The organism is Luteimonas yanweni, assembly GCF_039548475.1.
Lineage (GTDB): Bacteria > Pseudomonadota > Gammaproteobacteria > Xanthomonadales > Xanthomonadaceae > Luteimonas.
In genome coordinates this window covers 1-23,902 of sequence record NZ_JBCLVC010000017.1, presented here as the reverse complement: position 1 = coordinate 23,902, position 23,902 = coordinate 1, and the positions used below count along the sequence as shown (strand labels likewise).

The window sequence follows — 23,902 nt, the reverse complement described above, 5'->3', positions numbered from 1 at the left end:
CGCCAGCTGGGAGTGACCCTAGTGAATGCGGCCCCCCCCTCAGTCGGCCCGCACCGTCCTCCCCAGCGCCCAGCCGCGCAGCGCATCCACCTGTTCGGCCATCACCACCGACAGCGGCCGCGTGCGCTTGAGTTCGGTGCGCAGCTGGAAGTCATTGAGCGGCGTGCCCGCTGCGTGCGCGGCATACAGGCCGGAGACGATGGCCTGCTCGATCTCGGCGCCCGAGAACCCTTCGGCCGCCGTGGCCAGGCCATCCAGGTCGAAGCCCGCCGGTTCCAGCCCGCGCTTGCCCAGGTGCAGCGCGAACAGCTCGCGCCGCGTCTCCACGCCCGGCAGGTCGACGAAGAAGATCTCGTCGAAGCGGCCCTTGCGCAGCAGCTCCGCCGGCAGCTCGTGGACCTGGTTGGCGGTGGCCACCAGGAACACGTGCGACTTGCGCTCCGCCATCCAGGTCAGCAGGTAGCCGAGCACGCGCCGTGAAACCCCGCCGTCGCCGTCGCCGGTGGACGAGGCCAGGCCTTTCTCGATCTCGTCGATCCACAGCACGCAGGGCGCGAGCAGCTCGGTCGATTCAAGGGCCGCGCGCAGGTTCTTCTCGGTCTCGCCGTGGAATTTGTCGTAGAGGGTGCCGAAGTCCAGCCGCACCAGCGGCACGCCGAAGCCGCCGGCGATCGACTTCGCCAGCAGCGACTTGCCGCAGCCCTGCACGCCCAGCAGCAGCACGCCCTTGGGCGGATCCAGCCCGGGCGGCGCGCTGCCGGAGGTGAAGACCGGGCGCCGCTGGTCGATCCAGCGCTTCAGCGCGCGCGCGCCGGCGACGTCGGCAAATCCCGCGGTGTCGTATTCGTAGTGAAGGTGCCCGCTGCGGTTGAGCAGCTCGAACTTGAGCTTCGCCAGCTGCGGCAGGTCGTCGTGGCCGAGCGCGCCGTCGTTGAAGATCAGCTGGCGGGCGATGCGCCTGGCGTCGCCCAGGGCCAGGCCCTGGAGGTTGCGCACGATCAGCTTCACCGCGTCGGCGTCGGCCTCCACCCGGCGGCCGCCATGCTCGGCCTGGTAGCGCAGGGCCTCCTCGCGGACCAGCTTGAGCAGGGCGTTGGCGTCGGGCAGGCGGATGCCGAAGCGCACCGCCCTGGCTTCCAGCTCCGCGGGCAGCTCCACCTTGTGCCCGACCAGCACCAGCACGTGCGGCTGGCAGCCGCGGCGCTGGACCAGGTCGCGGAGCATGCGCTGGGTGCCGGCGTAGCCAAGGTAAGGGTGGAAATCGAGCAGCAGGTAGACGCCGCGCTGCTCCGCGCCATGGATCGCGCGCAGGGTGCTGGTGGCATCGGGTGCGTCGTCGGTCGGGTCCTCGCCATCGAGGTCCAGGCGGCGCAGGCCTTCGGTGATGGTCCAGCGGTACAGCGCGCGCCACACGTGAAGCAGCGACTGCCGGAACAGCTCCACCACCCGGGGTTCGTCCGGGGTTTCCACGATGATCAACGGTGTATCGGCGCGGATCAGCGCAGCCAGGTCCTGCAGGTCGCTCATCGGGGCGTGGTGCCAGTGCTCGGGAGTCGGTGCATTCTAGGTGCGCGATGTCGTGTCGGGCGGTGTACCCTCGATTGCCGAACGATGGCGGACGTGACCGGAGGGCGGATGAAGACGGTGCTGGTGGCCAGTTCCAAGGGCGGTGCGGGCAAGACCACGATCGCGACCCACCTTGCCGCGCACGCGGCCGTCGAAGGGCTGCGCACGGCGATCATCGATGCCGACCCGCAGCAGTCCTCGACGCGCTGGGCCGAGCGCCGCGCAGGCCTGGAAAGCGCGGTCCTGCCGATCGCCGGCGCCAGGCGCACCGCGACCGCGTGGAAGTCGCTGCCCGAAGACACCCAGCGGGTGGTGGTGGACGCCCCGGCCGGCGCGATGGCCGACGATCTCGCGACCTGGCTTGAACACGCCGACGCCGTCGTGGTGCCGGTGCTGCCGTCGGCGCTCGACCTCGACGCCACGGTGCCCTTCCTCAACACCCTGGCCCGGCACCCCCGCGTCCGCCGCGGCGACCTGCGCGTGGGCCTGGTGGCCAATCGCATGAAGCCGTGGACCAATGCCTCCCAGGCCACCCTGGACCTGCTGGCGCAGTGGCCCTATCCGGTGGTGGCCTCGCTGCGCGACAGCCAGGCCTACGTGCTGCTCTGCGGGCTCGGGCGCAGCCTGTTCGACTACCGTTCCGCCCAGGTCCGCAACCACCAGGCGGACTGGGCGCCGCTGCTGAAATGGCTGCGCAAGCCCTGAGCCGTTCGCGGCGGACAAGGAGAAGACCGATGGCAACCGACGTGAGGGACATCCTGCTGCTGCGCCACGCCCACGCAGAAGCCGCGGGGCCGGGACAGGCCGACCTGGACCGCCCGCTGTCGGCGGAGGGCCAGGCGGAGGCGGACGCCGCCGGACGCTGGCTGCTCGAGCACAGGCTGTTGCCCGACCAGGTGCTGTGTTCGCCGGCGCGGCGCACGCGCGAGACGCTGGAAGCGGTGTTCGGCGTGATCGGCTACGTCGAGCAGCGCCTGGAGCCTTCGATCTATGACGCCACCGCGGGCACGCTGGCGGCGCTGGCCGACCAGCACCGTGACGTCGACCGGCTGATGCTGGTCGGCCACAACCCGGGCCTGGAGCGGCTGGCCGCGCTGCTGCACAGCGGCCAGTCGGGTGAGTACCGCGGTATGCCGCCGGGCGCGATCGCCCTGCTGCAGCTGCCGGTCGGCGCCGGGGTCGAACCCGGCTCGGCCCGGCTCGTCGACTTCTGGTGGCCGTGAGGCGTGTCCCGGTCTCCGCTTGCCGGTTCCTCGTCGCCATCGCCGTCGCTTTCGCGGTGGCGCTGCCAGTGGCGGTGTTCCCGCTCCGCGCCGCGGAGATCGATGCCGCGGCGTCGGAAATCGGCTTCAGCCTGGTCACCCGCTGGGGCGAGATGGTCGACGGCCGCTTCCCGGTCTTCGAAGGCCACCTGACGCGCCTGCCCGACGGCCGCCAGCAGGTGCGCCTGTCGCTGTCCGCCGCCGACGTCGAGATCCTGGGCAACCGCAGACATACCCAGCTCACCCGCGGCAGGGGCTTCTTCGATGCCGCGCGCCATCCATGGATCAGCTTCGTGTCCGATCCCTTCGATCCGCGGCTGCTGGTGGATGGCGGTGCGCTGCGCGGGGTGCTCGGCATCCGTGACGTGCAGCAGCGCGAGGCGTTCACCGTGCTGCCTGCGACCTGTGCCCGGCCGGCGCTGGACTGCCCGGTGCTGGCTGCGGGCCTGATCGACCGCAGCCACTACGGGATGACCCGCTGGAGCGTCGCGATCGGGCGCAAGGTCCGCTTCCAGCTGCGCATCCGCGCGGTGGACGGCGCGCCGGAGGCCGTCGGGCCGCCTGCTGCGGGGGGCGTGGGATGAAGTGCGTGTTGCGCCTGCTGCTGCTGGCCGCCGCGCTGGCTGCCGGCGGCTGCGCCACGCTGACGCCGGAGCAGGCCGGGGCCGCGGCGCGGGTGGCCGCGCAGGCGCGCCCGGTGCTGGTGGACTGCGCGCGCGAAGACGCCTGCGCCACGCCTTCGGCGCTGCGCAGGCTGGGGCTCGACGCGGTGGCCGCCAGCACCCCCGGCGCCCCGAGCCACCATGCGCTGATCCTCGACTACGGCCAGGACGCGCTGCTGGCACGACTGAGCATGGTGCGTTCGGCGCAGCGCACGATCGACGTGCAGACCTACATCTTCGACGAGGACGACGCCGGTCACCTGTTCCTCGACGAGCTGCTTGCGGCGGCGCGGCGCGGCGTGCGGGTGCGGGTGCTGGTCGACCAGCTGTCGGCACTGCGCGAGGTGGAGACCCTGGCCGCGCTGGCCGGTGCCCACGCCAACTTCGAGATGCGCATCTACAACCCGGTGCTGGGGCGCGCGCGCATCAGCTATCCGCAGTACGTGCTCGCCGCGGCCTGCTGCTGGCGGCGGCTCAACCAGCGAATGCACAACAAGCTGCTGCTGGTCGACGGCGTGGCCGGGGTCACCGGCGGGCGCAACTACCAGAACAGCTATTACGACTGGGACCCGGAATACAACTTCCGCGACCGCGACCTGTTCGTGGCCGGCCCGGTGGTGGCGGAGATGGCGACAAGCTTCGAGGACTACTGGGGCGCGCGCCTGACCCGCGCGCTGCCAGGCCTGGCCGATGTCGGCCGCCTTCTGCTGCGCGACGGCGTGCCGCGGCTCCCGCACGCGCCCTTCCAGCTGCCCGCGCGGGTGGAACGGATCTCGCGCGACGCCGACGACGCGCGCCTGGTCGACGCGCTGGCCGCGCAAGCCCTGCCGGTGCGCGCGGTGGAGTTCATTTCCGATCCGCCGCAGAAGCATCGCCGCGACTACGAAGGCGTCGCGCCCTCCACCCGCGGCCTGCGCGAGCTGATCGAGGGTGCGCGCGAGGAGGTGCTGTTGCAGACGCCCTACCTGGTGCTGTCGCCGGTGGCGCAGGACCTGTTCCGCGAGCTGCACGAACGCGAGGTTCCGCCGCGTGTGCTGGTGTCGACCAACAGCCTGGCCGCGACCGATGCGTTCATCACCTACGCGCTGTCGTACAAGTACAAGCGCCGGCACCTGCGCGAGTTCGGCTTCGAGATCCATGAGTTCAAGCCCTTCCCGCAGGACGCGCCGATCGACGTCGAGGCCACCGGCGCGGTGGAACTGGATGACGAGGGGGAGCGTGCGCGGGCGCGGCCGCTGGAGCGCGAGTATTCGGCGCTGCGCTGGTCGGGCTTCTCGGCGCACGAACGCGTGCCGCTGCACCGCGGCGGGGTGCGCTTCGGGCTGCACGCGAAGTCGCTGGTGGTCGACGAGCGCATCGGCGTGATCGGCACGCACAACTTCGACCCGCGCGGCGACAACTACAACACCGAAAGCGCGGTCGTGATCGAGGACGAGGCGTTCGCGCTCGCGCTTGCCGCCAGCGTTCGCCGCGACATGGCGCCGGCCAATGCGTGGACCATCGCGCGCCGCGACCGTCCGTGGCTGCTGCCGGGCCTGGACTACTCGCTGGGCAAGGTGTCCGAATCGCTGCCGGTGTTCGACCTGTGGCCCACGCGCTACGCGACCAGCTACGAGTTCCGGCCCGGGCCGGGCTGCGTGGAGCCGCCGCCGCCCGGCGATCCGCGGTTCCGTGCGTGCCACGAGCCGGTGGGCGACTTCCCCGAAGTGCGGGTCGGCCTGCGTGGCCTGTTGACCCGGATCTTCACCGCTTTCGGCGCCGGGCTGGCCCCGATCCTCTGAGCATCCCCGCTGGACGACCGTTCGTCGGCAAGTGCGCCGAAACGGACGGATGTGACTTTATGCCTATTGCAGTAGGATTGTGGTGTGGTACTTTACCAGCACACCAAGTCACATCGCCCCCGAGGAGTCCGCCATGTACCGCACCGATGCCAACGTTTCCAACGCCGCCATGAACGCCACCGTCTCCACCCCCGCGCGCAGCCCCGCCGGTTCCGCGTCGCGCTATCGCTCGCGTGATTTCGGCACGGGCTACGGCAGCAGCAGCGGCTATGCCGCCCCCCGCCGTTACGCCCCGGGCAACCCGCCGATCGCCCGCTTCCGCCTGGTCTGATCCGATTGACCCGGGGGGGGTCCGGTCCTAGGCTGGCGCGCCGCGGCGCCGGCCCGGGACCATCGGAGCCTCCATGACCGTTCCACCGTCGATTTTCCGCCGCGGCCTCGACCTGGCCGCGCTCAACACCCTCTCGCAGGGCACGGCGATCGAAGCCCTGGGCATCGAGTTCGTAGACATCGGCGATGACCACCTGGTCGCGACCATGCCCGTGGATGCCCGCACCCGGCAGCCGTACGGCCTGCTCCACGGCGGCGCCTCGGTGCTGCTGGCCGAGACCCTGGGCAGCAGCGCCGGCAACATGTGCGTGGCCGAGGGCGAAGTCTGCGTCGGCCTGGAGATCAACGCCAACCACGTGCGCGCCGCCCGCGAAGGCTCGGTCAGGGGCACCGCGCGCGCGCTGCACCTCGGGCGCAGCACCCAGGTCTGGGAGATCCGGATCGAGGACGCGCGCGGCCGCCTGGTCTGCATTTCGCGCCTGACGCTCGCGGTGGTCGCCGCGGCCTGAGTGCCGCCACGCTACCCGCGCCGGAAGCCATCCGGTATCGTTTCGCGATGCGTTCCCCCACCGCTTCCACCACGTCCGCCGGCGGCCCGCTGGCGCGCGCGGGCCGCTATGCCCTGCGCGTGCCGATGCTGCTCTGGCACGCGCTCGTCCACCTGCCGCTGGTGATGATCGGCCTCGCGCTGCCCACCGACCGGATCAGCATCGGCGGCGAAAGCCTGCGCCACCGCCTGGCCCGGGCCTGGCAGGGCGGGCTGCTGCGGGTCTTCGGCCTGCGTATGCGCCGCGTCGGCACGCCGCTGCCCGGCGGCACCCTGTTCGTGGCCAACCACGTCAGCTGGATGGACATCTCGGCGCTGCACAGCCAGCGGATGATGGGCTTCGTGGCCAAGCGCGAGATCGACGGCTGGCCGCTGGTCGGGCGCATGGCGCGTCGCGGCGAGACGATCTTCCACCAGCGCGGCAGCCAGGAATCGCTGGGCGGCGTGCTCGACGTGATGGTCGAGCGCCTGCGCAGCGGTCGTTCGGTGGGCGTGTTCCCGGAGGGGCGCACGCGCGACGGCGTCGAGGTCGGGCCGTTCCATGCCCGCATTTTCGCCGCCGCGGTCGAGGCCGGGGTGCCGGTGCAGCCGGTCGCGCTGCGCTATGGCGCCCGCGCCGAGGGCCAGGGCGTGGTCGCGTTCCACCCCCGCGAAAACTTCCTGCAGAACTTCCTGCGCCTGCTCGGCGAGCCATCGCGCGTGGTCGACGTGGTGTTCCTCGACCCGGTGCTGCCGGGCCACGCCGACGGGCGCGCAGCCATCGCGAAAATCGCCCGCGAGCGTATCGTCGCCGCCCTGCGGGAGCCGTGAGCCGGGTCGTCGCCAGCCCCTATCGGCCGCCGCGCTGGCTGCGCAACGCCCACCTGCAGTCGGTGCTTGCCGGCAGCCCCCTGCGCCGGCGCCGCGGCCTGGCCGTATTGGCCGCCAGCGGGGCGGTGACCCGCGAAGTGGTGGTCGACGGCGGTGGCGGCGTGCGCCTGCTTGGCCTGCACACCGCGCTGCCCGGCGTGGAGCCACGCGGCATGGCGCTGCTGCTGCACGGCTGGGAAGGGAGCGCCGAGTCCGCCTATGTCCGCCTGGCCGCGGCCGCATTCCTGGCCCGTGGCTACGACGTGTTCCGGCTGAACTTCCGCGACCATGGCGGCAGCCACCACCTCAATCCCGACATCTTCCATTCCGCGCGCATCGACGAGGTGGTGCACGCCGCGCGCGACGTCGCCCAACGCATGCCGCGGCCGCGGCTGGTGGTCGCGGGGCATTCGCTGGGAGGCAACTTCGCGCTGCGCCTGGCGCTGCGCGCGCCGGCGGCCGGGCTGCCCCTGGCCGCGGTGGCCGCGGTGTGCCCCGTGCTCGATCCGGCGCGCACCATGGATGCGATGGAGCGGGGCCTGCCGCTGTACATGCGCCATTTCGAACGCAGCTGGCGGCGCTCGCTGGTGCGCAAGCGTGAACTCTTCCCCGAACACGTGGGCTTCGATGACGCGGTGCTGCGCCTGCGCATGCGCGCCCTCACCGAGTGGCTGGTGCTGCGGCACACCGCCTTCGGCAGCCTCGACGCGTACTTCGACGGCTATTCGATCGCCGGCGACCGCCTGGCGGCACTCGCGATCCCGGCCTCGATCCTGACCAGCGCCGACGATCCGGTGATCCCGGCGGATGATTTCCATCGCCTGCGGCTGCCCGGGGACGCGCTGCTTGAAGTGGCCGGATGGGGCGGCCATTGCGGCTTCCTCGAGGGTCCGCGGCTGGACGGATATGCCGAGCGCTGGGTGGCAGCGCGCCTGGCCGGCGAAGGCTGAGCGGGTTGGGCGGAGGCTACAATCGGGGTTTTCGGCGCGCCGCGCCGGCAGGACCGCCTTTCATGCAGGAAAAAATCCTCGACGCGCTGCGCCGCGGCGACACCCCAGGCGCGCTGGACCTGGCCCGTGCCCACGCGGCGGAAGCGCCCGGCGACGCGGAGGCCCAGCGCCTGCTCGCGCTTGCGCTTCGCACCAGCGGCGACCTCGAAGGTGCCCGCGACGTGATCCTGGCCGCGATCGCCCTGGCCCCCGATTCCGCCGCGCTGCACATGGAGCACGCCACCCTGCAGCTCGGCATGCGCGACCTGGACGCGGCACGGCAGGCGATGGCGGCCGCGGCCGGCGCCGATCCCAACCACTTCGCCGCCTACGCCATGCGCGCCCACCTGGCGCTCGCCAGCGGCGACATCGGCGAGGCCGAGCGCCAGCTGCGCCTGGCCGAACGGGTCGACGCCGACCATCCCGAACTGCAGGCGCTCCGGGGCATGGTCGCGCTGCGCAAGGGCGACGGCCGCGCCGCCATCGCGCAGCTGTCGGCCGCGAGCCAGCGGGCGCCCGGTGACCCGCTCACGCTGCAGGCGCTGGCGTTCGCGTACCTGGAGCAGGAGCACTTCGCCTTCGCCGAACAGGCCTTCCGCAAGCTGCTCGACGTGCCGGCGGTGGCCAACGACGCGCGGCTGATGCTCGCGCTGATGCAGGCGCGCCAGGGTCGCCCCACCGACGCGATCGACGAGCTCGGCCCGCTGCTGGCCAACGAGGCCACGGCCACGCTGCAGGTGCGGCGTTTCGTCGGTGAGCTCGAGCTCTCGGCCGGGCGGCCGGATCGCGCGCTGCAGCACCTGCGCGAGGTGTTTGCGGCGCAGCCCGGCGAACTCCGGACCACGACGGCGATCGCCGAGGCCTGGCGCCGGCTCGGCGCGGCCGACGAGGCGCGTGGCATGCTCGACGCGGCGCTTGCGACCTCGCCCGGGATCGACCTCCTGTGGCACGTGAGGCTGGTCTTCGATCCGGTTGGCGAGGTTGCCGCGGACCTGATCGAACGCTGGCGCCGGCAGAGCCCGGAATCGATGGATGCCCTGACTGCGGCGATGACGCTGCACGCCCTGGAAGGCCGGATGGCGGAGACCGAAGCCGCGGCGCGGGCCCTGCTCGCGATCGCGCCGGACCACTTCGACGCCGAGATGAAGCTGGTCGACGCCCTGCTGGTGACCGATCCCGCGCAGGCGCTGCAGCGCATCGAGACGCTGCTGGCGCGCGACGACCTGCACGCCGACGCCAGGGCGACCTTCGAGTTGGGGCTGGGCCTCGCGCGCCATCGCGTCGGCGACACCGCCGGCGCGCTGGAGCACTGGAACCGGCGCAATGCCGGCGGCGGCCCTGGCCGGCGCCTGCCGCGTCCGCCGGCCACCCCGGCGCCCGCCGAGTGGCCGCCGGCCGCGGCACCGGTCGCCGACGCGCCGCCGGTGGTGTTCATGCCGGGCCTGCCGGGGGCGCTGGCCGAGCGCGGCGCGCGGCTGCTGAAGGTCGTGCCTGCGTTCCGCGACGACCGCGTCGGTCCCAATCCACCCGCCGACATCTTCCAGGACGTCAGTTCGTGGTCGAAGATCGCCTCGGGCGAGTTCAATGCGCCCGCGGTGATCGCGACCTGGCTGAAGGTCCTTCCGGCACGCGGCATCCGCGACGCCGTGATCGACTGGGTGCCGTGGTGGGACAACACCTACACCGCCGTGGTGCGCGCCGCGTTGCCCGGGGCGCAGTTGCTGGTCATGCTGCGCGACCCGCGCGACATGCTCATGGACTGGATCGCGTTCGGCGCGGGCACGCCGTTCGCGGCCGGCTCGCCCCAGGACGCGGCCGACTGGCTTGCCGCGGCGCTCGACCAGGTCGCCCTGATCCACGAGCAGAACCTGGTGCCGCACCGCCTGCTGCGCGTCGACGAGGTCGCGGACGACCCGGTCGCGATGGCGGCCCTGCTCTCGTCCGCGCTGGGCAGCAACCTGCCGTCGCCGCCGTCCGGCCTGTTCGGTACCCCGCGCTTCGCCGCTGGCGACTGGCGCCGCTATGCCGACCAGCTCGCCGCCCCGTTCGCGGCCCTGGCGCCGGTCGCGCGCCGCCTCGGCTATCCCGCAGCCTGACCACGAGGACATCCCGATGACCGCCACCGCCATGCACATCAGCAGCGAAAGCTTCGACCACGGCCAGCCGATTCCCGCCGCGTTCGCGCTCGGCACGCCCGATGGATCCGGAGGCAACCGCAACCCGCAGCTGTCGTGGGGCGGTGCGCCGGCCGGCACGCGCGCGTTCGCGCTGCTGTGCATCGATGCGGACGCCCCGACCGATCCCGCGCTGGTCGCCAATGACAAGGTCGACATCCCGGTCGACCACCCGCGCGGCGACTTCATGCACTGGGCGATGGTCGACATCCCGCCGCAGGTCACCACGATCGATGCCGGGAGCTGCAGCGACGGTGTCACCAAGGGCGGAAAGCGGACGCCGCCGGGCCCGTCGGGCGCGCGCCAGGGCCTCAACGACTACACCGGCTGGTTCGCAGGCGACCCGGAGATGGGCGGCGACTGGTCCGGTTACGACGGCCCGTATCCGCCGGCGCACGACCTGCGCCTGCACCGTTATTTCTTCCGCGTGTTCGCGCTGGACGTCGAGCGCCTGGAGCTCCCGGAGCGCTTCACCGCCGGCGACGTGCTGCGCGCGATGCAGGGCCACGTGCTGGCCGAAGCCGCCACCTGGGGCAGCTACGGCCTGCATCCTTCGCACTCCGCGTAGCGACATGGCCGCGATCCGCAGCCGCAGCCGCAGTTGTGGAGTCGGCGTGTCGCGGCTGTAGCCGCTCCCACTGGAGTTTTCTTGCCGGGTTCACCGGGACAAAGGTGACCCGACGGCACCTACTCGGTGCGGGCGACCTGCTCGCTCTCCACCACCATGTCCAGCACGTTCACGATGGAAGAAGCGTCCGCGGGCACGTCCTGGCGCCGGAAGCGGTCCACGCGCAGCACGTTGCGCACGCCGGGCTGGTGTTCGTAGCCTTCGATCTCTTCGTACAGCGGGCCCCATTCGCCGGCGCCCTGCCGGAGGCCGTCGGCGTCGTACTCCAGCTCACGGACTTCGAGGCAGCGCTGGTCCGGGATCAGCGGGTGCTGGCAGGCGACGCGCTCGGCGGCGACTTCCAGGAACACGCGCTCCGGTTCGCCGCCGTGGCGCGTGCGCGCGTTCGCCGCGCCGGTGAAAGCCAGCGTATCGCCCAGGGCGTTGACCAGCCGCAGCCGCGGCGGCTCGCCGGCTTCGAGGGCAAGTGCGTGGCTGCCGGCCAGGCGGGTATGGGCTTCGCGCTCCATCGCCATCAGCGGCCCGGCGCAGGCCATCTGCGTGCTGATCATCGGCCCAAGCGTGAGTTCGCCCGCGGCCAGGTTGAAGTCCGCGCCCATGGCGTTGCATGCGTTGGTCACCGCCACCCGGCCGTCGGCGAAGTCCAGCTGCAACGGGGCCTCGGCGTTGGCGAACAGGGCGTCGATGCGGCCGCCACCGGTCGCGGTGGCCGTATCGAGCTGCCAGTGATAGCCACCGAGGGTGGTCGCGACGTCGGGAACAGGCGCGTGCCCGGGCGGTGCCGGAGCCGTTTCCGATGCAGGCGCGGCGGCCGGCCTGGAGGCAGACGCGTCATCGCCCGTGCCGGACGAGCAGGCCGCGACCGCGAGTGCCAGCGGCAGGGCGAACAGGAGCGGGTGCTTCATCGGTGACCTCCAGGGGCAGGGACCCGGGCGAACGCGCGGCGGGGCCGGACGGGGTCGGGCGCCGGCGTCATTCGCCCATCGGCAACCACAGCAGCAGTGCCGCGCCCAGCAGGATGCGGTAGACCGCAAAGCCGGTGAACCGGTGATGTTCGATATACCCCAGCAGCCATTTGACCACCATGAAGCCGGTGATCGTGGCCGCGGCGAATGCGATGCCGACGTCGGCCCAGGCTTCGCCGCCCAGGCCACCGTCCATCGCGAGCTCCAGGAAGGTATAGGCGCTGGCCGCGAACATGGTCGGGATGCCGACCAGGAACACGAACTCGGCCGCGGCCGTGCGCCGGCTCAGGCCGAACAGCATGGCGATGAAGATCGCCGCCGCCGAGCGCGACGTGCCGGGGAAGACGCCGGCCACCACCTGCGCCAGGCCGACCAGCACCGCGATCGTCCAGGTGACCCCGGTGCCGTCGGGGCTGCGGCGCTCGGCCACGCGCTCGGCCACGATCATCCACACGCCGCCGATGATCAGCGCCCAGGCGATCGGGCTCACGGTTTCCGGAAGCTCCCAGCCCAGCAGGCGCACCGGCAGGCCGACCAGCGCGGTGACCAGGAAGGCGACGGCCAGCTTCATCGCGTAGTCGCGGTTGCGGGCCTCGCCCAGGCCGGTGACCAGGCCCGTGATGCGCTCGCGGAACACCAGGGTGATGGCGAGGATCGCGCCGGCCTGGATGACGATGTTGAAGAAGTCCGAGCGCGCGCCCAGCCAGTACTGCGCGATCAGCAGGTGGCCGGTGCTGGAGATCGGAAGGAATTCGGTCAGGCCTTCGAGGATGCCAAGGAGCAGGGCGGCCAGCGGGTCGGTCATCGGGAAGATCCCAGCAGTGGGGAGGGCGGATGGATGAGGTGCGCGGGCCAGGGAAGACGGAGCCGCATAACACGCTCGAACGAGCGCGGCAGCATAGCGGATTGCAATCTGCACCAGATTGGTGCGTCACGTCCCGGGGGCGCGCCATGCAGGTGCGTTTCGTGCCCGCGCCCGCGGCGATTTCACGTCAGATCAAAGACTTGTGTGGTGGCATGCGACTTGCTGAAACAAATCGACGCCCGTGTCCCGGGCACCTCACCATCCGGAGCCAACATGTCCATCGAAACCGTCGAAAAGCTCATCAGCGACCATCGGGTCGAATTCATCGACCTGCGCTTTTCCGACATGCGCGGCGTGCAGCACCACGTCACCTATCCCGCCTCGATCGTCGAGCCGGCGCTGTTCGAGGACGGCAAGATGTTCGACGGCTCGTCGATCGGCGGCTGGCGTGGCATCCACCAGTCCGACATGGTCCTGCTGCCCGACCCCGAGACCGGCTTCCTCGATCCGTTCACCGCGGATCCCACCCTGGTGCTCACCTGCGATGTCCTGGACCCGACGACGATGCAGGCCTACAACCGCGACCCGCGCGGGATCGCGCGCCGCGCCGAGGCCTACCTGAAGTCGAGCGGCATCGCCGACCAGGCCTTCTTCGGCCCCGAGCCCGAGTTCTTCATCTTCGACTCGGTGCGCTACGCCAATGACATGGGCCACACGTTCTTCCACGTCGACTCGGAAGAGGCTGCGTGGAACTCGGGCCGCGACTACGAAGGCGGCAACACCGGCTACCGCCCGGGCGTGAAGGGCGGCTACTTCCCGGTCGCGCCGCTGGACTCGCTGCACGACATCCGCGCCGAGATGTGCAGGACCCTCGACGCCATGGGTGTCGAGACCGAGGTCCACCACCACGAGGTTGCCAACGCGGGCCAGTGCGAGATCGGCACCCGGTTCAACTCGCTCACGCGCAAGGCCGATGAACTGCTGACCACCAAGTACGTGGTCAAGAACGTCGCCCACCGCAACGGCAAAACCGCCACGTTCATGCCGAAACCACTCGTCGGCGACAACGGCAGCGGCATGCACGTGCACCAGTCGCTGGCCAAGGGTGGCGTCAACCTGTTCGCCGGCGACGGCTACGGCGGCGTGAGCCAGACCGCGCTGTGGTACATCGGCGGCGTGTTCAAGCACGCGCGCGCGATCAACGCTTTCTCCAACGCCAGCACCAACAGCTACAAGCGCCTGGTGCCGGGCTTCGAGGCGCCGGTGATGCTGGCCTACTCGGCGTCCAACCGCTCCGCGTCCTGCCGGATCCCGTACGTGAGCAATGCGAAGGCGCGCCGCATCGAATTCCGTTTCCCCGATGCGATGAGTTCCGGCTACCTGCTGTTCACCGCGTTGATGATGGCCGGGCTCGACGGCATCAGGAACCAGATCGACCCGGGCGGCCCCAGCGACAAGGACCTGTACGACCTGCCGCCGGAAGAGGCCAAGGGCATCCCGACTGTCTGCCATTCGCTCGACCAGGCGCTGGAGGCACTGGACGCCGACCGCGAGTTCCTCAAGGCCGGCGGCGTGATGAGCGACGACTTCATCGACGCCTACATCGCGCTGAAGATGAAGGAGGTCACCGCGTTCCGTTCGGCGACCCATCCGCTCGAATACCAGATGTACTACGCGATCTGACCCTGGCCGGCGTGCCGGCCATTGCATCCTGCGCCCGCATCGCGGGCGCACTCCACCGCCAGTGGATGGCCGAACAGATAGCCCTGGCCGAAGATGCAGCCAAGCGCCACCAGGGCCGCGCGCTGTTCCTCGGCCTCGATTCCCTCGGCCACCACGTCCATCCGCAACGCGCGGGCGAGTGCCAGCACCGCGTCGACCACCGCCGCGCTGTTGCCCTGCCTGTCGAGCGCGGCAAGGAAGGTGCGGTCGATCTTGAGCATCCGCAGCGGGAAGGTATGCAGGTAGCTCAGTGACGAATAGCCGGTGCCGAAGTCGTCCAGCGCCACCCCCACGCCGTGTTCCTGCAGCTCCTGCAGGAGGCCCCGTACCTGGTCCGGGTTGTCCAGCAGCGAACCTTCGGTGACCTCGATCAGGAGCCGCGACGGCGCAAGGCCGGTGCGCTCGAGCAGCGCCAGCAGCCGGCCGGCGAAGTCCGCGCGCAGCAGGTGCCTTGGCGAGACGTTGATCGACAGGTAGCTGTCGCCCTCGCGGCATGCGGCCAGTGCACAGGCGCGCTTGAAGATGCGCCAGTCGATCGCCTCGATGATCCCGCTGTCCTCGGCCACTTCCAGGAAGTCGCCGGGGCGCAGCACGCCGCGCTGCGGATGGTTCCAGCGCATCAGTGCCTCGTGGCCCACCACGCTGCCGTCGGCAAGGTTGACGATCGGCTGGAAGTACGGCTCCAGCTCGTCGCGCTTGAGCGCCAGCCGCAGCTCGGCCTCCATGGTCAGTTCGTCGACCGCGGTGCGCGGCTGGGATTCGTCGAACAGGTGCCAGCGCTTGCCGCCGCGGGCCTTGGCTTCGTACAGGGCGGTGTCGGCATCGCGCACCAGGTCGTCGGTCGCCCGGTAGCGGCTGTCCGCGATCGCGATGCCGATGCTCGCCGACGGTTCCAGCGTGCGGCCGGACAGGACCAGCGGCTGCGACAGCAGGTCCAGTACGCGGCGTGCGACGGTGATCGCCGCCGTCGGCTGGCCCGTGTCGTCGAGCGCCACGTCCTCCAGCAGGATGACGAACTCGTCGCCCGCGAGCCGCGCGACCAGGTCGGGCGCACGGACGCAGGCCTGCAGGCGACGCGAGACCTCGCGCAGGAAGTCGTCGCCGGCAAGGTGGCCGAGGCTGTCGTTGATGACCTTGAAGCGGTCGACGTCCAGGTACAGCAGCGCGCAGCGGCAGCCGGGGCGCGCGTGCACTTTCAGCAGCGCTTCGTTGATGCGCCGATGCAGGTGGCCGCGGTTGGGCAGGCCGGTCAGCGCGTCGTGCATCACTTCGTGGCGCAGCCGCTGCTGGACCCGTTCGCGCTCCTGGATCTGGCGGCTCAGTTCGGCGGTGCGCTCGGCCACGTGTTCCTCCAGCCGCGCGTAGGCCTGCTGCTGGAAGTCGTCGGCGCGCAGTCGCAGCAGGCTGGTCGCGATCTGGGACGCGACGAACGACAGCAGCTCCTGGTCGGCCAGGCTGTAGTCGACCTCGCGGATATAGCTTTGCACCGCGACGACGCCGATGACCTGGGCGCCCGAGCCGAGCGGCACGCCCAGCCAGCACAGCGAGCGCGGGCCACCGCCATCCACGTAGGCGATCTCGCCGGCACGCTCCAGTGCCTCGGCCTGTTCGTCGCAGGCAAGCACGGGCTCCCCCCGTCGCAGCACGAGCTCGGTCAGTCCCCGGCCCAGTGGGCGACCCGAGCGCACGTGGCGCAGTCGGGTGTCGACGTAGTACGGGAACTCCAGCCGGGTGCCGTCGTCGGACAGCAGGGCGATGAAGAAGTTGTCGGCATTGAGGAGGCGGCCGACGATCTGGTGGATGCGCGCGTAGAACTCCCCGGAGTCGATGTACGTGCTTGCGAGCTGGGCCACCTGGTACAGCGCCTCCTGCAGGCGCTCGGCGCGCTCGCGCTCGACCACCTCCTGCTGCAGCGCGCGGTTGACCGCGGCCAGCTCCCGCGTGCGCGCCTCGACGTTGCGCTCCAGCAGCACCGTGCTGCGCTTGAGTTCGAGCGCGGTGAGGATGTGGCTGGCGACGAACTCGAGCAGCGCCTGGTCTTCGGCGCTGAATCCCGCGTCGGGCGTGTAGCTCTGGACGACGATCGCGCCCAGGGCTTCTCTATCGCGCAGGATCGGAACCCCCAGCCAGTCGGCGCAGTCGGTCCCGACCGCGCGCAGCGGGCCGTCCACGAGCTGCGCCATCCGCCCGGCGTCTCCGCGCAGCGCGCGGCGGCCCTGCAGCACATGCCAGGTATACGAGTGGCGCAGCTCTTCCAGCGGAAGCTCGCCCACGAACGGAGCCTGGTCCTGCACGTCGGCGAAATAGAGGAATTCGACGGTGTCGGCGGCGGGATCGCGCAGGACGATGAAGAAGTTCTCCGCGTACATCAGCGTGCCCACGATGTCGTGGATGCCGCGCAGCACGTCGGCCATGTCCCGGTGCGACACCGCCAGTTCGGAAATGGCGAACAGCGCGCGCTGCAGGCGATCGGAGTGCTGCTGGCGACCGACTTCGAGCGACAGCTCGGTCAATCTGCGCTCGCGGGCCAGCAGCCGGTCGGCGGCCTGCAACAGAGGGTGCAGGGTAGCCGGCCGAAGTATGTCGCCCGACCCGGGAGCAGGCTCCACCACCATGTGGACACCGCTGGCAGGCAGGGGGATCCGCAGCCCGGTGGCGGTGCCCTGGACCTGTCCGGATGCCACCAGCCGGGCCCGGGCCACGCCCGGGATGGTGCAGGCGAGCCGGCAGGTGGCCGCCTCCAGCTCCGCCGCGCCATCGGCATCCAGCAGCTGCTGCCGCCAGTCGGCGACGAGCCCGTCCGCCGCCGCCCCGTCCGCCGTGGCGCTCATGCGGCCACGGTCCGGCGAGGCAGCCTGGTGGCCTGGCTTCTGCGACGGGATGGAAGGCGTTCGTGTTGCATGGGAGTGCGCGCGGCAGATCCGGGTCGGTGTGTTGGCATATAACGGCCGGCCCGGCCGGGGCTTTAGCGCCGTCTTCGCGCGCCGCGCGAAACGCCCCTGCCGGGACGGACGTGCCCGTGCAGGCGGAATGGGGTGTAATGCGCTGCCGTGGTCGCTGAAGGACGCACGATGCTTCGTGTCACTGCCGTGCTTGCATGCATGCTCCTGCTCGTTTCCTGCGCCCACCAGCCGGCGCGCAACCCGATCGCGCACTGGGTGCCGTCGCCCAACCACGACGAGCGACGCCCGGTCGTCATCGTCCTGCACTACACCGAGCAGGACTCGGTCGAACAGAGCCTGCGCACGCTGAGCACCCGCAACAGCGGCGGGCCGGTGAGCTCGCACTACCTGGTCGGCGACGACGGCGCGATCTACCAGCTGGTCGCGGACTCGCGACGCGCCTGGCACGCCGGTGGCGGGCGCTGGGGCACGATCACCGACCTCAACTCGGCGTCGATCGGCATCGAGATCGACAACGATGGCCGTGAACCCTTCACCGAGCCGCAGGTGCAGGCGCTGCTGCGCCTGCTTGAGGACCTGACCACGCGCCTGCGGATTCCGCGCAGCCAGGTGATCGGGCACTCCGACCTCGCGCCATCGCGCAAGATCGATCCGGGTGCGCTGTTCCCCTGGAAGCGACTGGCCGCAGCCGGCTTCGGCATCTGGCCCGCCGATGACGCGCCACCGGCGCCGGATGGCTTCGATGCGATGCGCGCGCTGCGGCTGGTCGGCTATGCCGTTGACGATCCCGCGGCGGCGATCCGGGCATTCCGCCTGCGCTTTCGCGGCGATGCGCTGACCACGCTGGACGAGGAAGACCTGCGGATCCTGCACGCGCTGACGCGGCCGGAGGGCGCCGGGTTGCTGGTGCCGGCGCCCTAGCAAATCGTCGCGCGGGCGGCGCGCTCGCGAAGCCCGCACTCCGCACCCCGCACTCCGCCGTTACGGCGTTACGGTGTGGACCCGCCCATGAACCAGTTGCCGGGCCAGGTGGGGCCGTCGGGATCGGGCGCCCGCGTGGTCCACTCGCCGCTGGCCGGATCGATGTACAGGGATCCGACGTCCGGGTCGATATCGGGCACGCCGTCAGGGAAGCGCTTGGCGAATCCCTCCTGCAGCGCGGCGGTGCCGTGCCCGAAGGGGAAGTTGGCCGGCAGCCCCTCACGATGCCCCAACGCACTTGGCATGCCCGGGACGCGGTCCTGGAGCAGGGTGAGTTCGTCGTTCCTGACGATGTAGGCGCGCACCAGGCCGCCTTCGCCGGCGTAGTACGGGGCCAGTTCGCGACCGTTCGCGAAGCTGCCGCCCTCGGCCGCGTGCTGGACGCCACCGCCGTCCTGGAACAGCGGGTTCTCGCGCGCCAGGTTGCGCGGATGCACCGCGGCCGGGTTGAACACGATCGCCGGCAGGTGGCCGGCGCCGGCGGCCATCGCGGCCTGCGAGGCCAGCCCGCCGCCCAGCGAGTGCCCGGTCAGCACCAGGTTGTCGCCGTAGGCGGCATGCGCATGGCGCGTGAGCTCGACCGCATGCGTGTACTGCCCGGACGGGAAGCCCAGGCCCTGCACGACGTCGGCCTTGATGTCGCGCAGCGACGTGGGTGTGGTGCCCTTGAACGCGAGCACGAACTGGCCCTCGCCATTGGTGTAGATCGCGGCACGCAGCCCGGACGCATGGTCGAGGTCGGCCGCGCTGATGCCGGGCGGCAGGTCCGCTTCGCCCAGCTGGCGGAAGCCGCCTTCAAGCGGCGTGCCGTCGGCCTTGTACACGTGCCTGGCGATCTCCAGGAAATCGCCGTCCAGCCGGTGCGGCCCGGTGCCGAGCACGTCGTCGGCAAAGGTCCGGCCGGGTGGCACGGCGTATGCGGAGACCGCGCCAGGCGGCGTCGTCGCCGGCGGCTCGGCGCCGCGGACCACCGGTTGGAACGCGCCGCCGTCGCCGGTGTAGATCTGCAGCCGGCCGCCCTCGGTCGGGATGGACGTCATCGAGCGGTCGGGGATGGCCCAGGTGTCGTTGACCTGGCGCGCGGTCGAAACCAGCACGTCGGTGTCGCGCGTCACCACGTAGGCGACGCGCGTCTTGTCGACGATCCCGTCGGGCGTGACCTCGATGGCATGGGCGGGGTCCATGCCGCTGTAGGTCCCGTCGGCGTGGCGGACCGGCGCCGGCGCCTGCGGATCGACGTTGCGGAGGGTTTCGGAGACCTTCTGGTACACCTCGGGCCGCACGCCCACGCTCGAGATGCCGATATCGGTCGGCCGTGCGGTGGGCGAGGGCGAGAAGTAGCTGCCCTGTGGTGCGCCCGGCGCCTGCCACTGGTAGACCACCGTGCCTTCGCGCAGCGTCTGCACCTCCACCGGACGGCTGAAGTCGATGCCGCCGAGGTGCGCGGGGTCGGCCGGGCGCCCGGTCGCGCGCTCGTAGAACGCGGCGGCGGTGGCCTGGCGCTGGGCGAGGAGCTCGGGCGTCGGCGCGGCCTCGATCGCCAGGCGCGGCGGCGGAGCCTCGATGCCCTGCCGCGCCGCAGTGCCGCCCGGCGGCGCCGCGTCGGTGATCGTGTACGTGCCGTCCGGACCCGCCGTGGCGAGCCGCGGCCCGGTCGCCGGCGCGTTGACCGGCCGCCCCTGCTGGTCCACGTAGCGCGCCGTGGCCAGGTTGTCGGCGGCGCCGGCGATGTTGTCGGCCGCGCCCGCGCCTCCGGGCAGCCTGATCTTGGGGATCTTGACCGGGATCAGCATCGACGCGACGTCGAAGGTGATGTTGCCCAGGGCCTCGCCGTAGCGGCCATCGCCCCAGGCGGCGCCGATGTGCGAAAACATGTGCGGCAGGCCTTCGATCATGGCCTTGCCCGTGTCCTGTCCACGCTGCGCGCTGGGCAGGAAGGCGGGGCCGTCGCCGCCGGTGACCAGGTCGCTGATGACGCCGGCGCCGGAGAGGTCGTAGGACGTCCGTGCCAGTACGCCCAGGCCGACCACGAAGCCCACGCCGGCGTCCTTGACGCCGCCGCCGAAGCCCTGCAGCTGGCCCATGAAGCTGGTCTCGCCGTTGCCGCGGATGCCGGTGATCACGTCCCGCATTTCGGGAGTGAATGCCTGGTTGCCCTCGGTGGCGCGGTCGATGATGCCGTCGCGCAGCCAGTTCAGGCGCGCATCGGGATCGGCCTGGACCACCTGGCGCATCAGCGCCGCCTGGCCTTCGGGGTCGAGCTTGGCCATTTCGGTCACCAGCGCTTGCACGCGCTCTTCCTGGTTGTCGACCATGAAGCGGCGCACGCCGGCATCCATTACCCGGTCGCGCGCGGTCAGTACGTCCTCGCGCGAATCGGCCGCGGTCTCCAGGCGGTTGCCCATCAGCACGTCGTAGGCCGCGTTGTCGATCCCGACCACGCTGGCATCCTTGTAGAGCGACAGTCCGGTGTCCTTCGCCTCGGCCAGGGTCTCGTCGCTCAGGAAGCCCTCGACGAAGGCATCGCCGTGCATGCGCTCGTACAGCGCGACAAACCGGGCCTGTGCCTGCGGATCGCCGGCGCGCGCCTCGTGTTCGGCCATGAAGGCCTGCAGCTGGCCGGCCTCCTGTTCGTTGCTGGTGGCCGCGTACTCGCCGTACTCGCCGGTGTACTCGCCCGCGTCCACGTCCAGCTGGTGGATGGTCCTGATCGCCTCCAGGTCGTCGGCGGTGGTGCCGGGCACGCCGGTCATGATGTCGAGGCCGCCGCCGTCGAGCAGCGCCAGTTCGTCGCTCTTCAGGTTTTCCAGGATGCCCGTGCGGAACCAGGACTGGCCCATGCCGGGATCCTGTTCCTGCAGGGCGCCCAGCACCATCTGCTGCGAGACCGGATCGAGGTCCTGCAGGGTTTCCAAAGCGTAGAGCAGGCGCTTCTCGTAGTTGTCGCTCCACAGGTGGCGAACACCGACATCCAAAATCTCGCCGGCGACCTCGTCGGCGCGGGCGGCGTCGATGCGCTCGCCCTTGAGCGAGCCGACTTCCTGGACGGTGGCGCCATTGGCGTCGATCTCGCGGATGCCCAGGGGTTCGCCGTCGGCGTTGTATTCGGTCACCACCTGGCTGCCATCGGCGGCGGTGACGGTCTCGCGGCTGGCGACTTCCGGCAGGCCGTCCAGCGACTCGCGGGTGAGGGTCTGCAGCAGGGCGCCGTCGGCGCCGTAGGCGCGGGTGCCTGCCAGCTGGCCGTCGGTGCCGAGGTTGTAGACGGTGCGGCTGCCGTCGGCGGCGGTGTCGGTGATCTGAAGGTCGCCCTGCGGACCGGAGGTTTCGGTCCGGGTCACGCCGGTGGATTCGAAGACGACGCTGCCGTCTTCGGTCGCCAGTGCCTGCGAGAGCATCGCGTCCGGCACGCCCTCGCTGCCGGCGGGTGCGGCGTGGATGGCGTACTCCATTCGCATGCCGCTGTCGTAGGCATGGCTCACGGTCGAGACGCCGGGCTGCCCCGGCACGGCCGTGGACGACACGCGGCTGACTTCGCCGGTATCGAAGTCTACCGTGCCGTCGGCGGCGATTTCGCGGATGCGCAGCGCGGGCGGGACGTCGGCCTCGGCGCCGCCGTCCAGCAGCGTCACCGACTGGACCTGCTGGCCACCGTGGGTGGATGGCAGGACGACGTGGCGCACCACGCGCTCGGGCGCGCCGGGCGTATCGCCCCAGGTGTCGGTGATCACCGTGCCCTGGCCGTCGGCGGCCTGTTCCACGCTGCGCTCCGGCAGCCCGCTGGTGGTCGAGGTGCCGTTGGCGACCACGGTGCGGCTTTCCAACGGCACCCGGGCCGCGGCGCCGGTCGCGCCCGCCTCGAACACCTGCGTGGTGGCCACCGCATTGCCGCGCGCATCCACGCCTTCGGCCTGCACGATCCGGGTGCCATCGGCGTGGGTCGATGTCCGGATGCTGCGTCCGTCCGCCGCCTGGCCGGTGCCGGTGTCGACCGCCGGGCCGGACTGCGTCTGGTAGGCGATGTCAGCGGCGTCGAGGCGTGCCAGCGCCTGGTCGAAGGCGGTATTGATGGTGCTGATGTCGCCGCCGCGGCCATCCTGCATGGCCTGGTCGATCGCCGCCTGGCGGCTCTCGGCGAGGTTGGCCTGTGTATCTGCATGGGTCGTGCCGTGTACGCTGCCACCATGGTCGTGCCTGGCCTGCGCGAGGGCGTCCTCGGCCTTTTCGATCTTCGGCGGCGGGGGCGGCGGCGGCGGAGGGGGCGGCGGGGCGAGGCGGGTGTATCGATCAGAGACAGGATTGTTCATGGCGACTCTCCAGGCCCTGAGCCGGCGTGCCGGAGCGGGCGAAATTCGGACGGCACCCTCCACCGGGCCGAGGCCATGCGGGTGCGCGGGTACGAGGGTTGCATCGCCGGCCCGGGGGCTCAATACGGGATAACCCCATGCGCCGCTGTCGCGAAGCCAGCCTCTTGCACTAGATTGGTGCAATGCCGCTGCCCGCCCACGACTTCGAATCGCTCAGTACGCCGGTCCTGGTCGCCGCCGGCGACGGGACCGTGATCGCCGCCAATGCCGCCTGTGCGCAGTGGCTGGTGGTCAGTGCGCGGCGCCTGGCGGGCGTGCCGCTGGCCTCGCTGGAGTTCGAGGGCGATGCCCTGGCGCGCGCGCTGGAGGCCCCGGAGCCGCGCGAGTCCAGGCGCCTGCAGCGGCTGGCACTGGCCGTGCCCGGCGCCGCGCCCCACTTCGCGGACGCGTGGCTGGGCCCGCACGGCAGCGGCTGGCTGCTGGAGCTGCATCCGGTGGACGAATTCCCCGGAGGCGATCCGGTCGCGGCCCTGCCGCTGGCGCTGTCGGCGACGCTCAGGGGACTGGCGCACGAACTGCGCAACCCGCTGGCGGGCCTGAAAGGCGCCGCGCAGCTGCTGGCGCGCCGCATCCCCGGCAACGACGCCCCGGCGCGCGAGCTGCTGGAACTGGTCGATTCCGAAGTCGCGCGCCTGGCGCAGCTGGTCGACCGCATGCTCGATCCCGCGCCGCCGAGCCCGCATGCGCCGCTGAACGTGCACGCGGTGCTGGAGCGCGTGCTGCGCCTGGCCGAGGCGGACGCCGGTTGGGCGGTGAAGCTGGTGCGTGACTACGACCCCAGCCTTCCGGAGTTCGACGGCGGCCACGACCGCCTGGTGCAGGCGGTGTGGAACCTGGTGCGCAATGCGATCGAAGCAGGCGCCGGCGAAGTGGCGCTGCGCACGCGCGCCGAGCACGGGGTGCGCATCGGCAGCGGGCTGCACGCGCTGGCGCTGCGCCTGGACGTTGTTGACGACGGCCGCGGGGTGCCCGACGAACTGGCCGAACAGGTGTTCGTTCCGCTCGTCTCGGGCCGCGCCGAGGGCAGCGGGTTGGGGCTGGCGCTGGCGCAGCAGGTGGCGCGCGAGCACCGCGGCAGCCTCGCCTACCGCTCGCGCCCGGGGCATACGGTGTTCACGCTGTTGTTGCCGTATCCACCTGCCTCCGCGGCGCCCGCCGGCGACGCCAACGGTGTTGCGGTGGAATCGCCCGGCGAAGCCGCGGACGCCGCTGCCACCAGCGCCACCACTGCCACCGTGGGCGGCGGGGGGGGGGGGGGGGGGGGGGGGGGGGGGGGGGGGGGGGGGGGGGGGGGGGGGGGGGGGGGGGGGGGGGGGGGGGGGGGGGGGGGGGGGGGGGGGGGGGGGGGGGGGGGGGGGGGGGGGGGGGGGG

The 23,902-nt window shown here is 71.6% G+C and carries 17 protein-coding genes and 1 pseudogene; 13 read left to right on the top strand and 5 right to left on the bottom strand.

Translation table 11 applies throughout. The annotated features are described in order from the left end of the window. Nucleotides 1-39 precede the first annotated feature (39 nt). Nucleotides 40-1,527 carry an AAA family ATPase gene (locus WCE39_RS13140; RefSeq protein ID WP_343277133.1) on the bottom strand — a complete coding sequence of 496 codons (1,488 nt, stop codon included), beginning with the start codon at nt 1,525-1,527 and terminating at the stop codon, nt 40-42. A gap of 108 nt (nt 1,528-1,635) precedes the next feature. Here WCE39_RS13140 and WCE39_RS13135 point away from each other — a divergent pair, with 108 nt between their 5' ends. From WCE39_RS13135 to WCE39_RS13090, 10 genes are all read left to right on the top strand, one after another. Further along, nucleotides 1,636-2,271, top strand: coding sequence for a ParA family protein (locus WCE39_RS13135; protein WP_343277132.1), 636 nt, complete (start codon nt 1,636-1,638; stop codon nt 2,269-2,271). Nucleotides 2,272-2,312: 41 nt separating this feature from the next. Beyond that, nucleotides 2,313-2,789 carry a SixA phosphatase family protein gene (locus WCE39_RS13130; protein ID WP_343277202.1) on the top strand — a complete coding sequence of 159 codons (477 nt, stop codon included), beginning with the start codon at nt 2,313-2,315 and terminating at the stop codon, nt 2,787-2,789. Beyond that, a complete protein-coding gene (locus WCE39_RS13125; protein ID WP_343277131.1) occupies nt 2,786-3,412 on the top strand; it encodes a YceI family protein in 627 nt (208 codons plus the stop codon). The genes WCE39_RS13130 and WCE39_RS13125 overlap by 4 nt, the downstream gene beginning before the upstream one ends. Continuing rightward, nucleotides 3,409-5,271 carry a phospholipase D family protein gene (locus WCE39_RS13120; protein ID WP_343277130.1) on the top strand — a complete coding sequence of 621 codons (1,863 nt, stop codon included), beginning with the start codon at nt 3,409-3,411 and terminating at the stop codon, nt 5,269-5,271. The genes WCE39_RS13125 and WCE39_RS13120 overlap by 4 nt, the downstream gene beginning before the upstream one ends. Nucleotides 5,272-5,404: 133 nt before the next feature. Then, nucleotides 5,405-5,602, top strand: a complete 198-nt coding sequence (locus tag WCE39_RS13115; RefSeq protein ID WP_343277129.1) for a hypothetical protein — start codon at nt 5,405-5,407, stop codon at nt 5,600-5,602. A 73-nt stretch (nt 5,603-5,675) separates the two neighbouring features. Next, a complete protein-coding gene (locus WCE39_RS13110; protein ID WP_343277128.1) occupies nt 5,676-6,110 on the top strand; it encodes a hotdog fold thioesterase in 435 nt (144 codons plus the stop codon). 47 nt (nt 6,111-6,157) lie between these two features. Then, a complete protein-coding gene (locus tag WCE39_RS13105) occupies nt 6,158-6,958 on the top strand; it encodes a lysophospholipid acyltransferase family protein (RefSeq protein ID WP_343277127.1) in 801 nt (266 codons plus the stop codon). Then, complete coding sequence (locus tag WCE39_RS13100) at nt 6,955-7,947, top strand: YheT family hydrolase (RefSeq protein ID WP_343277126.1); 993 nt, start codon at nt 6,955-6,957, stop codon at nt 7,945-7,947. The genes WCE39_RS13105 and WCE39_RS13100 overlap by 4 nt, the downstream gene beginning before the upstream one ends. A gap of 62 nt (nt 7,948-8,009) precedes the next feature. Beyond that, nucleotides 8,010-10,082, top strand: a complete 2,073-nt coding sequence (locus tag WCE39_RS13095) for a tetratricopeptide repeat protein (protein WP_343277125.1) — start codon at nt 8,010-8,012, stop codon at nt 10,080-10,082. 31 nt (nt 10,083-10,113) lie between these two features. Then, a complete protein-coding gene (locus WCE39_RS13090) occupies nt 10,114-10,728 on the top strand; it encodes a YbhB/YbcL family Raf kinase inhibitor-like protein (RefSeq protein WP_343277201.1) in 615 nt (204 codons plus the stop codon). Nucleotides 10,729-10,847: 119 nt separating this feature from the next. Here WCE39_RS13090 and WCE39_RS13085 read toward each other — a convergent pair whose 3' ends face one another. Beyond that, the gene (locus WCE39_RS13085) at nt 10,848-11,693 is read right to left on the bottom strand and encodes an META and DUF4377 domain-containing protein (RefSeq protein WP_343277124.1); all 846 of its coding nucleotides are present in this window, start codon (nt 11,691-11,693) and stop codon (nt 10,848-10,850) included. A gap of 67 nt (nt 11,694-11,760) precedes the next feature. After that, nucleotides 11,761-12,558 (bottom strand): undecaprenyl-diphosphate phosphatase, encoded by a 798-nt coding sequence (locus tag WCE39_RS13080; RefSeq protein ID WP_343277123.1) that lies wholly within the window; start codon nt 12,556-12,558, stop codon nt 11,761-11,763. Between the two features lie 273 nt (nt 12,559-12,831). Between WCE39_RS13080 and glnA the strand changes: the two genes are divergently transcribed. After that, the gene (gene glnA / locus WCE39_RS13075) at nt 12,832-14,241 is read left to right on the top strand and encodes a type I glutamate--ammonia ligase (protein ID WP_343277122.1); all 1,410 of its coding nucleotides are present in this window, start codon (nt 12,832-12,834) and stop codon (nt 14,239-14,241) included. Here the strand turns inward: glnA and WCE39_RS13070 are convergent. Further along, nucleotides 14,229-17,111, bottom strand: coding sequence for an EAL domain-containing protein (locus WCE39_RS13070; RefSeq protein WP_343277121.1), 2,883 nt, complete (start codon nt 17,109-17,111; stop codon nt 14,229-14,231). The genes glnA and WCE39_RS13070 overlap by 13 nt on opposite strands. 240 nt (nt 17,112-17,351) lie before the next feature. Here WCE39_RS13070 and WCE39_RS13065 point away from each other — a divergent pair, with 240 nt between their 5' ends. Continuing rightward, a complete protein-coding gene (locus WCE39_RS13065; RefSeq protein WP_343277120.1) occupies nt 17,352-18,104 on the top strand; it encodes an N-acetylmuramoyl-L-alanine amidase in 753 nt (250 codons plus the stop codon). A gap of 68 nt (nt 18,105-18,172) precedes the next feature. Here WCE39_RS13065 and WCE39_RS13060 read toward each other — a convergent pair whose 3' ends face one another. Beyond that, nucleotides 18,173-22,471: a polymorphic toxin type 46 domain-containing protein gene (locus tag WCE39_RS13060; protein ID WP_343277119.1), complete on the bottom strand. Its 4,299-nt coding sequence runs from the start codon at nt 22,469-22,471 to the stop codon at nt 18,173-18,175. Between the two features lie 182 nt (nt 22,472-22,653). Between WCE39_RS13060 and WCE39_RS13055 the strand changes: the two are divergent. Further along, nucleotides 22,654-23,697 (top strand): annotated as a pseudogene (locus tag WCE39_RS13055) (two-component system sensor histidine kinase NtrB); the annotation flags it as partial. Nucleotides 23,698-23,902 lie beyond the last annotated feature (205 nt).

Coding starts and splice junctions, on each gene's coding strand:
- WCE39_RS13080 (WP_343277123.1), bottom strand. CDS start 12,558: ATGACCGACCCGCTGGCCGCCCTGCTCCTTGGCATCCTCGAAGGCCTG.
- WCE39_RS13090 (WP_343277201.1), top strand. CDS start 10,114: ATGCACATCAGCAGCGAAAGCTTCGACCACGGCCAGCCGATTCCCGCC.
- WCE39_RS13105 (WP_343277127.1), top strand. CDS start 6,158: ATGCGTTCCCCCACCGCTTCCACCACGTCCGCCGGCGGCCCGCTGGCG.
- WCE39_RS13135 (WP_343277132.1), top strand. CDS start 1,636: ATGAAGACGGTGCTGGTGGCCAGTTCCAAGGGCGGTGCGGGCAAGACC.
- glnA (WP_343277122.1), top strand. CDS start 12,832: ATGTCCATCGAAACCGTCGAAAAGCTCATCAGCGACCATCGGGTCGAA.
- WCE39_RS13085 (WP_343277124.1), bottom strand. CDS start 11,693: ATGAAGCACCCGCTCCTGTTCGCCCTGCCGCTGGCACTCGCGGTCGCG.
- WCE39_RS13095 (WP_343277125.1), top strand. CDS start 8,010: ATGCAGGAAAAAATCCTCGACGCGCTGCGCCGCGGCGACACCCCAGGC.
- WCE39_RS13065 (WP_343277120.1), top strand. CDS start 17,352: ATGCTTCGTGTCACTGCCGTGCTTGCATGCATGCTCCTGCTCGTTTCC.
- WCE39_RS13140 (WP_343277133.1), bottom strand. CDS start 1,527: ATGAGCGACCTGCAGGACCTGGCTGCGCTGATCCGCGCCGATACACCG.
- WCE39_RS13110 (WP_343277128.1), top strand. CDS start 5,676: ATGACCGTTCCACCGTCGATTTTCCGCCGCGGCCTCGACCTGGCCGCG.
- WCE39_RS13060 (WP_343277119.1), bottom strand. CDS start 22,471: ATGAACAATCCTGTCTCTGATCGATACACCCGCCTCGCCCCGCCGCCC.
- WCE39_RS13115 (WP_343277129.1), top strand. CDS start 5,405: ATGTACCGCACCGATGCCAACGTTTCCAACGCCGCCATGAACGCCACC.
- WCE39_RS13070 (WP_343277121.1), bottom strand. CDS start 17,111: ATGAGCGCCACGGCGGACGGGGCGGCGGCGGACGGGCTCGTCGCCGAC.
- WCE39_RS13120 (WP_343277130.1), top strand. CDS start 3,409: ATGAAGTGCGTGTTGCGCCTGCTGCTGCTGGCCGCCGCGCTGGCTGCC.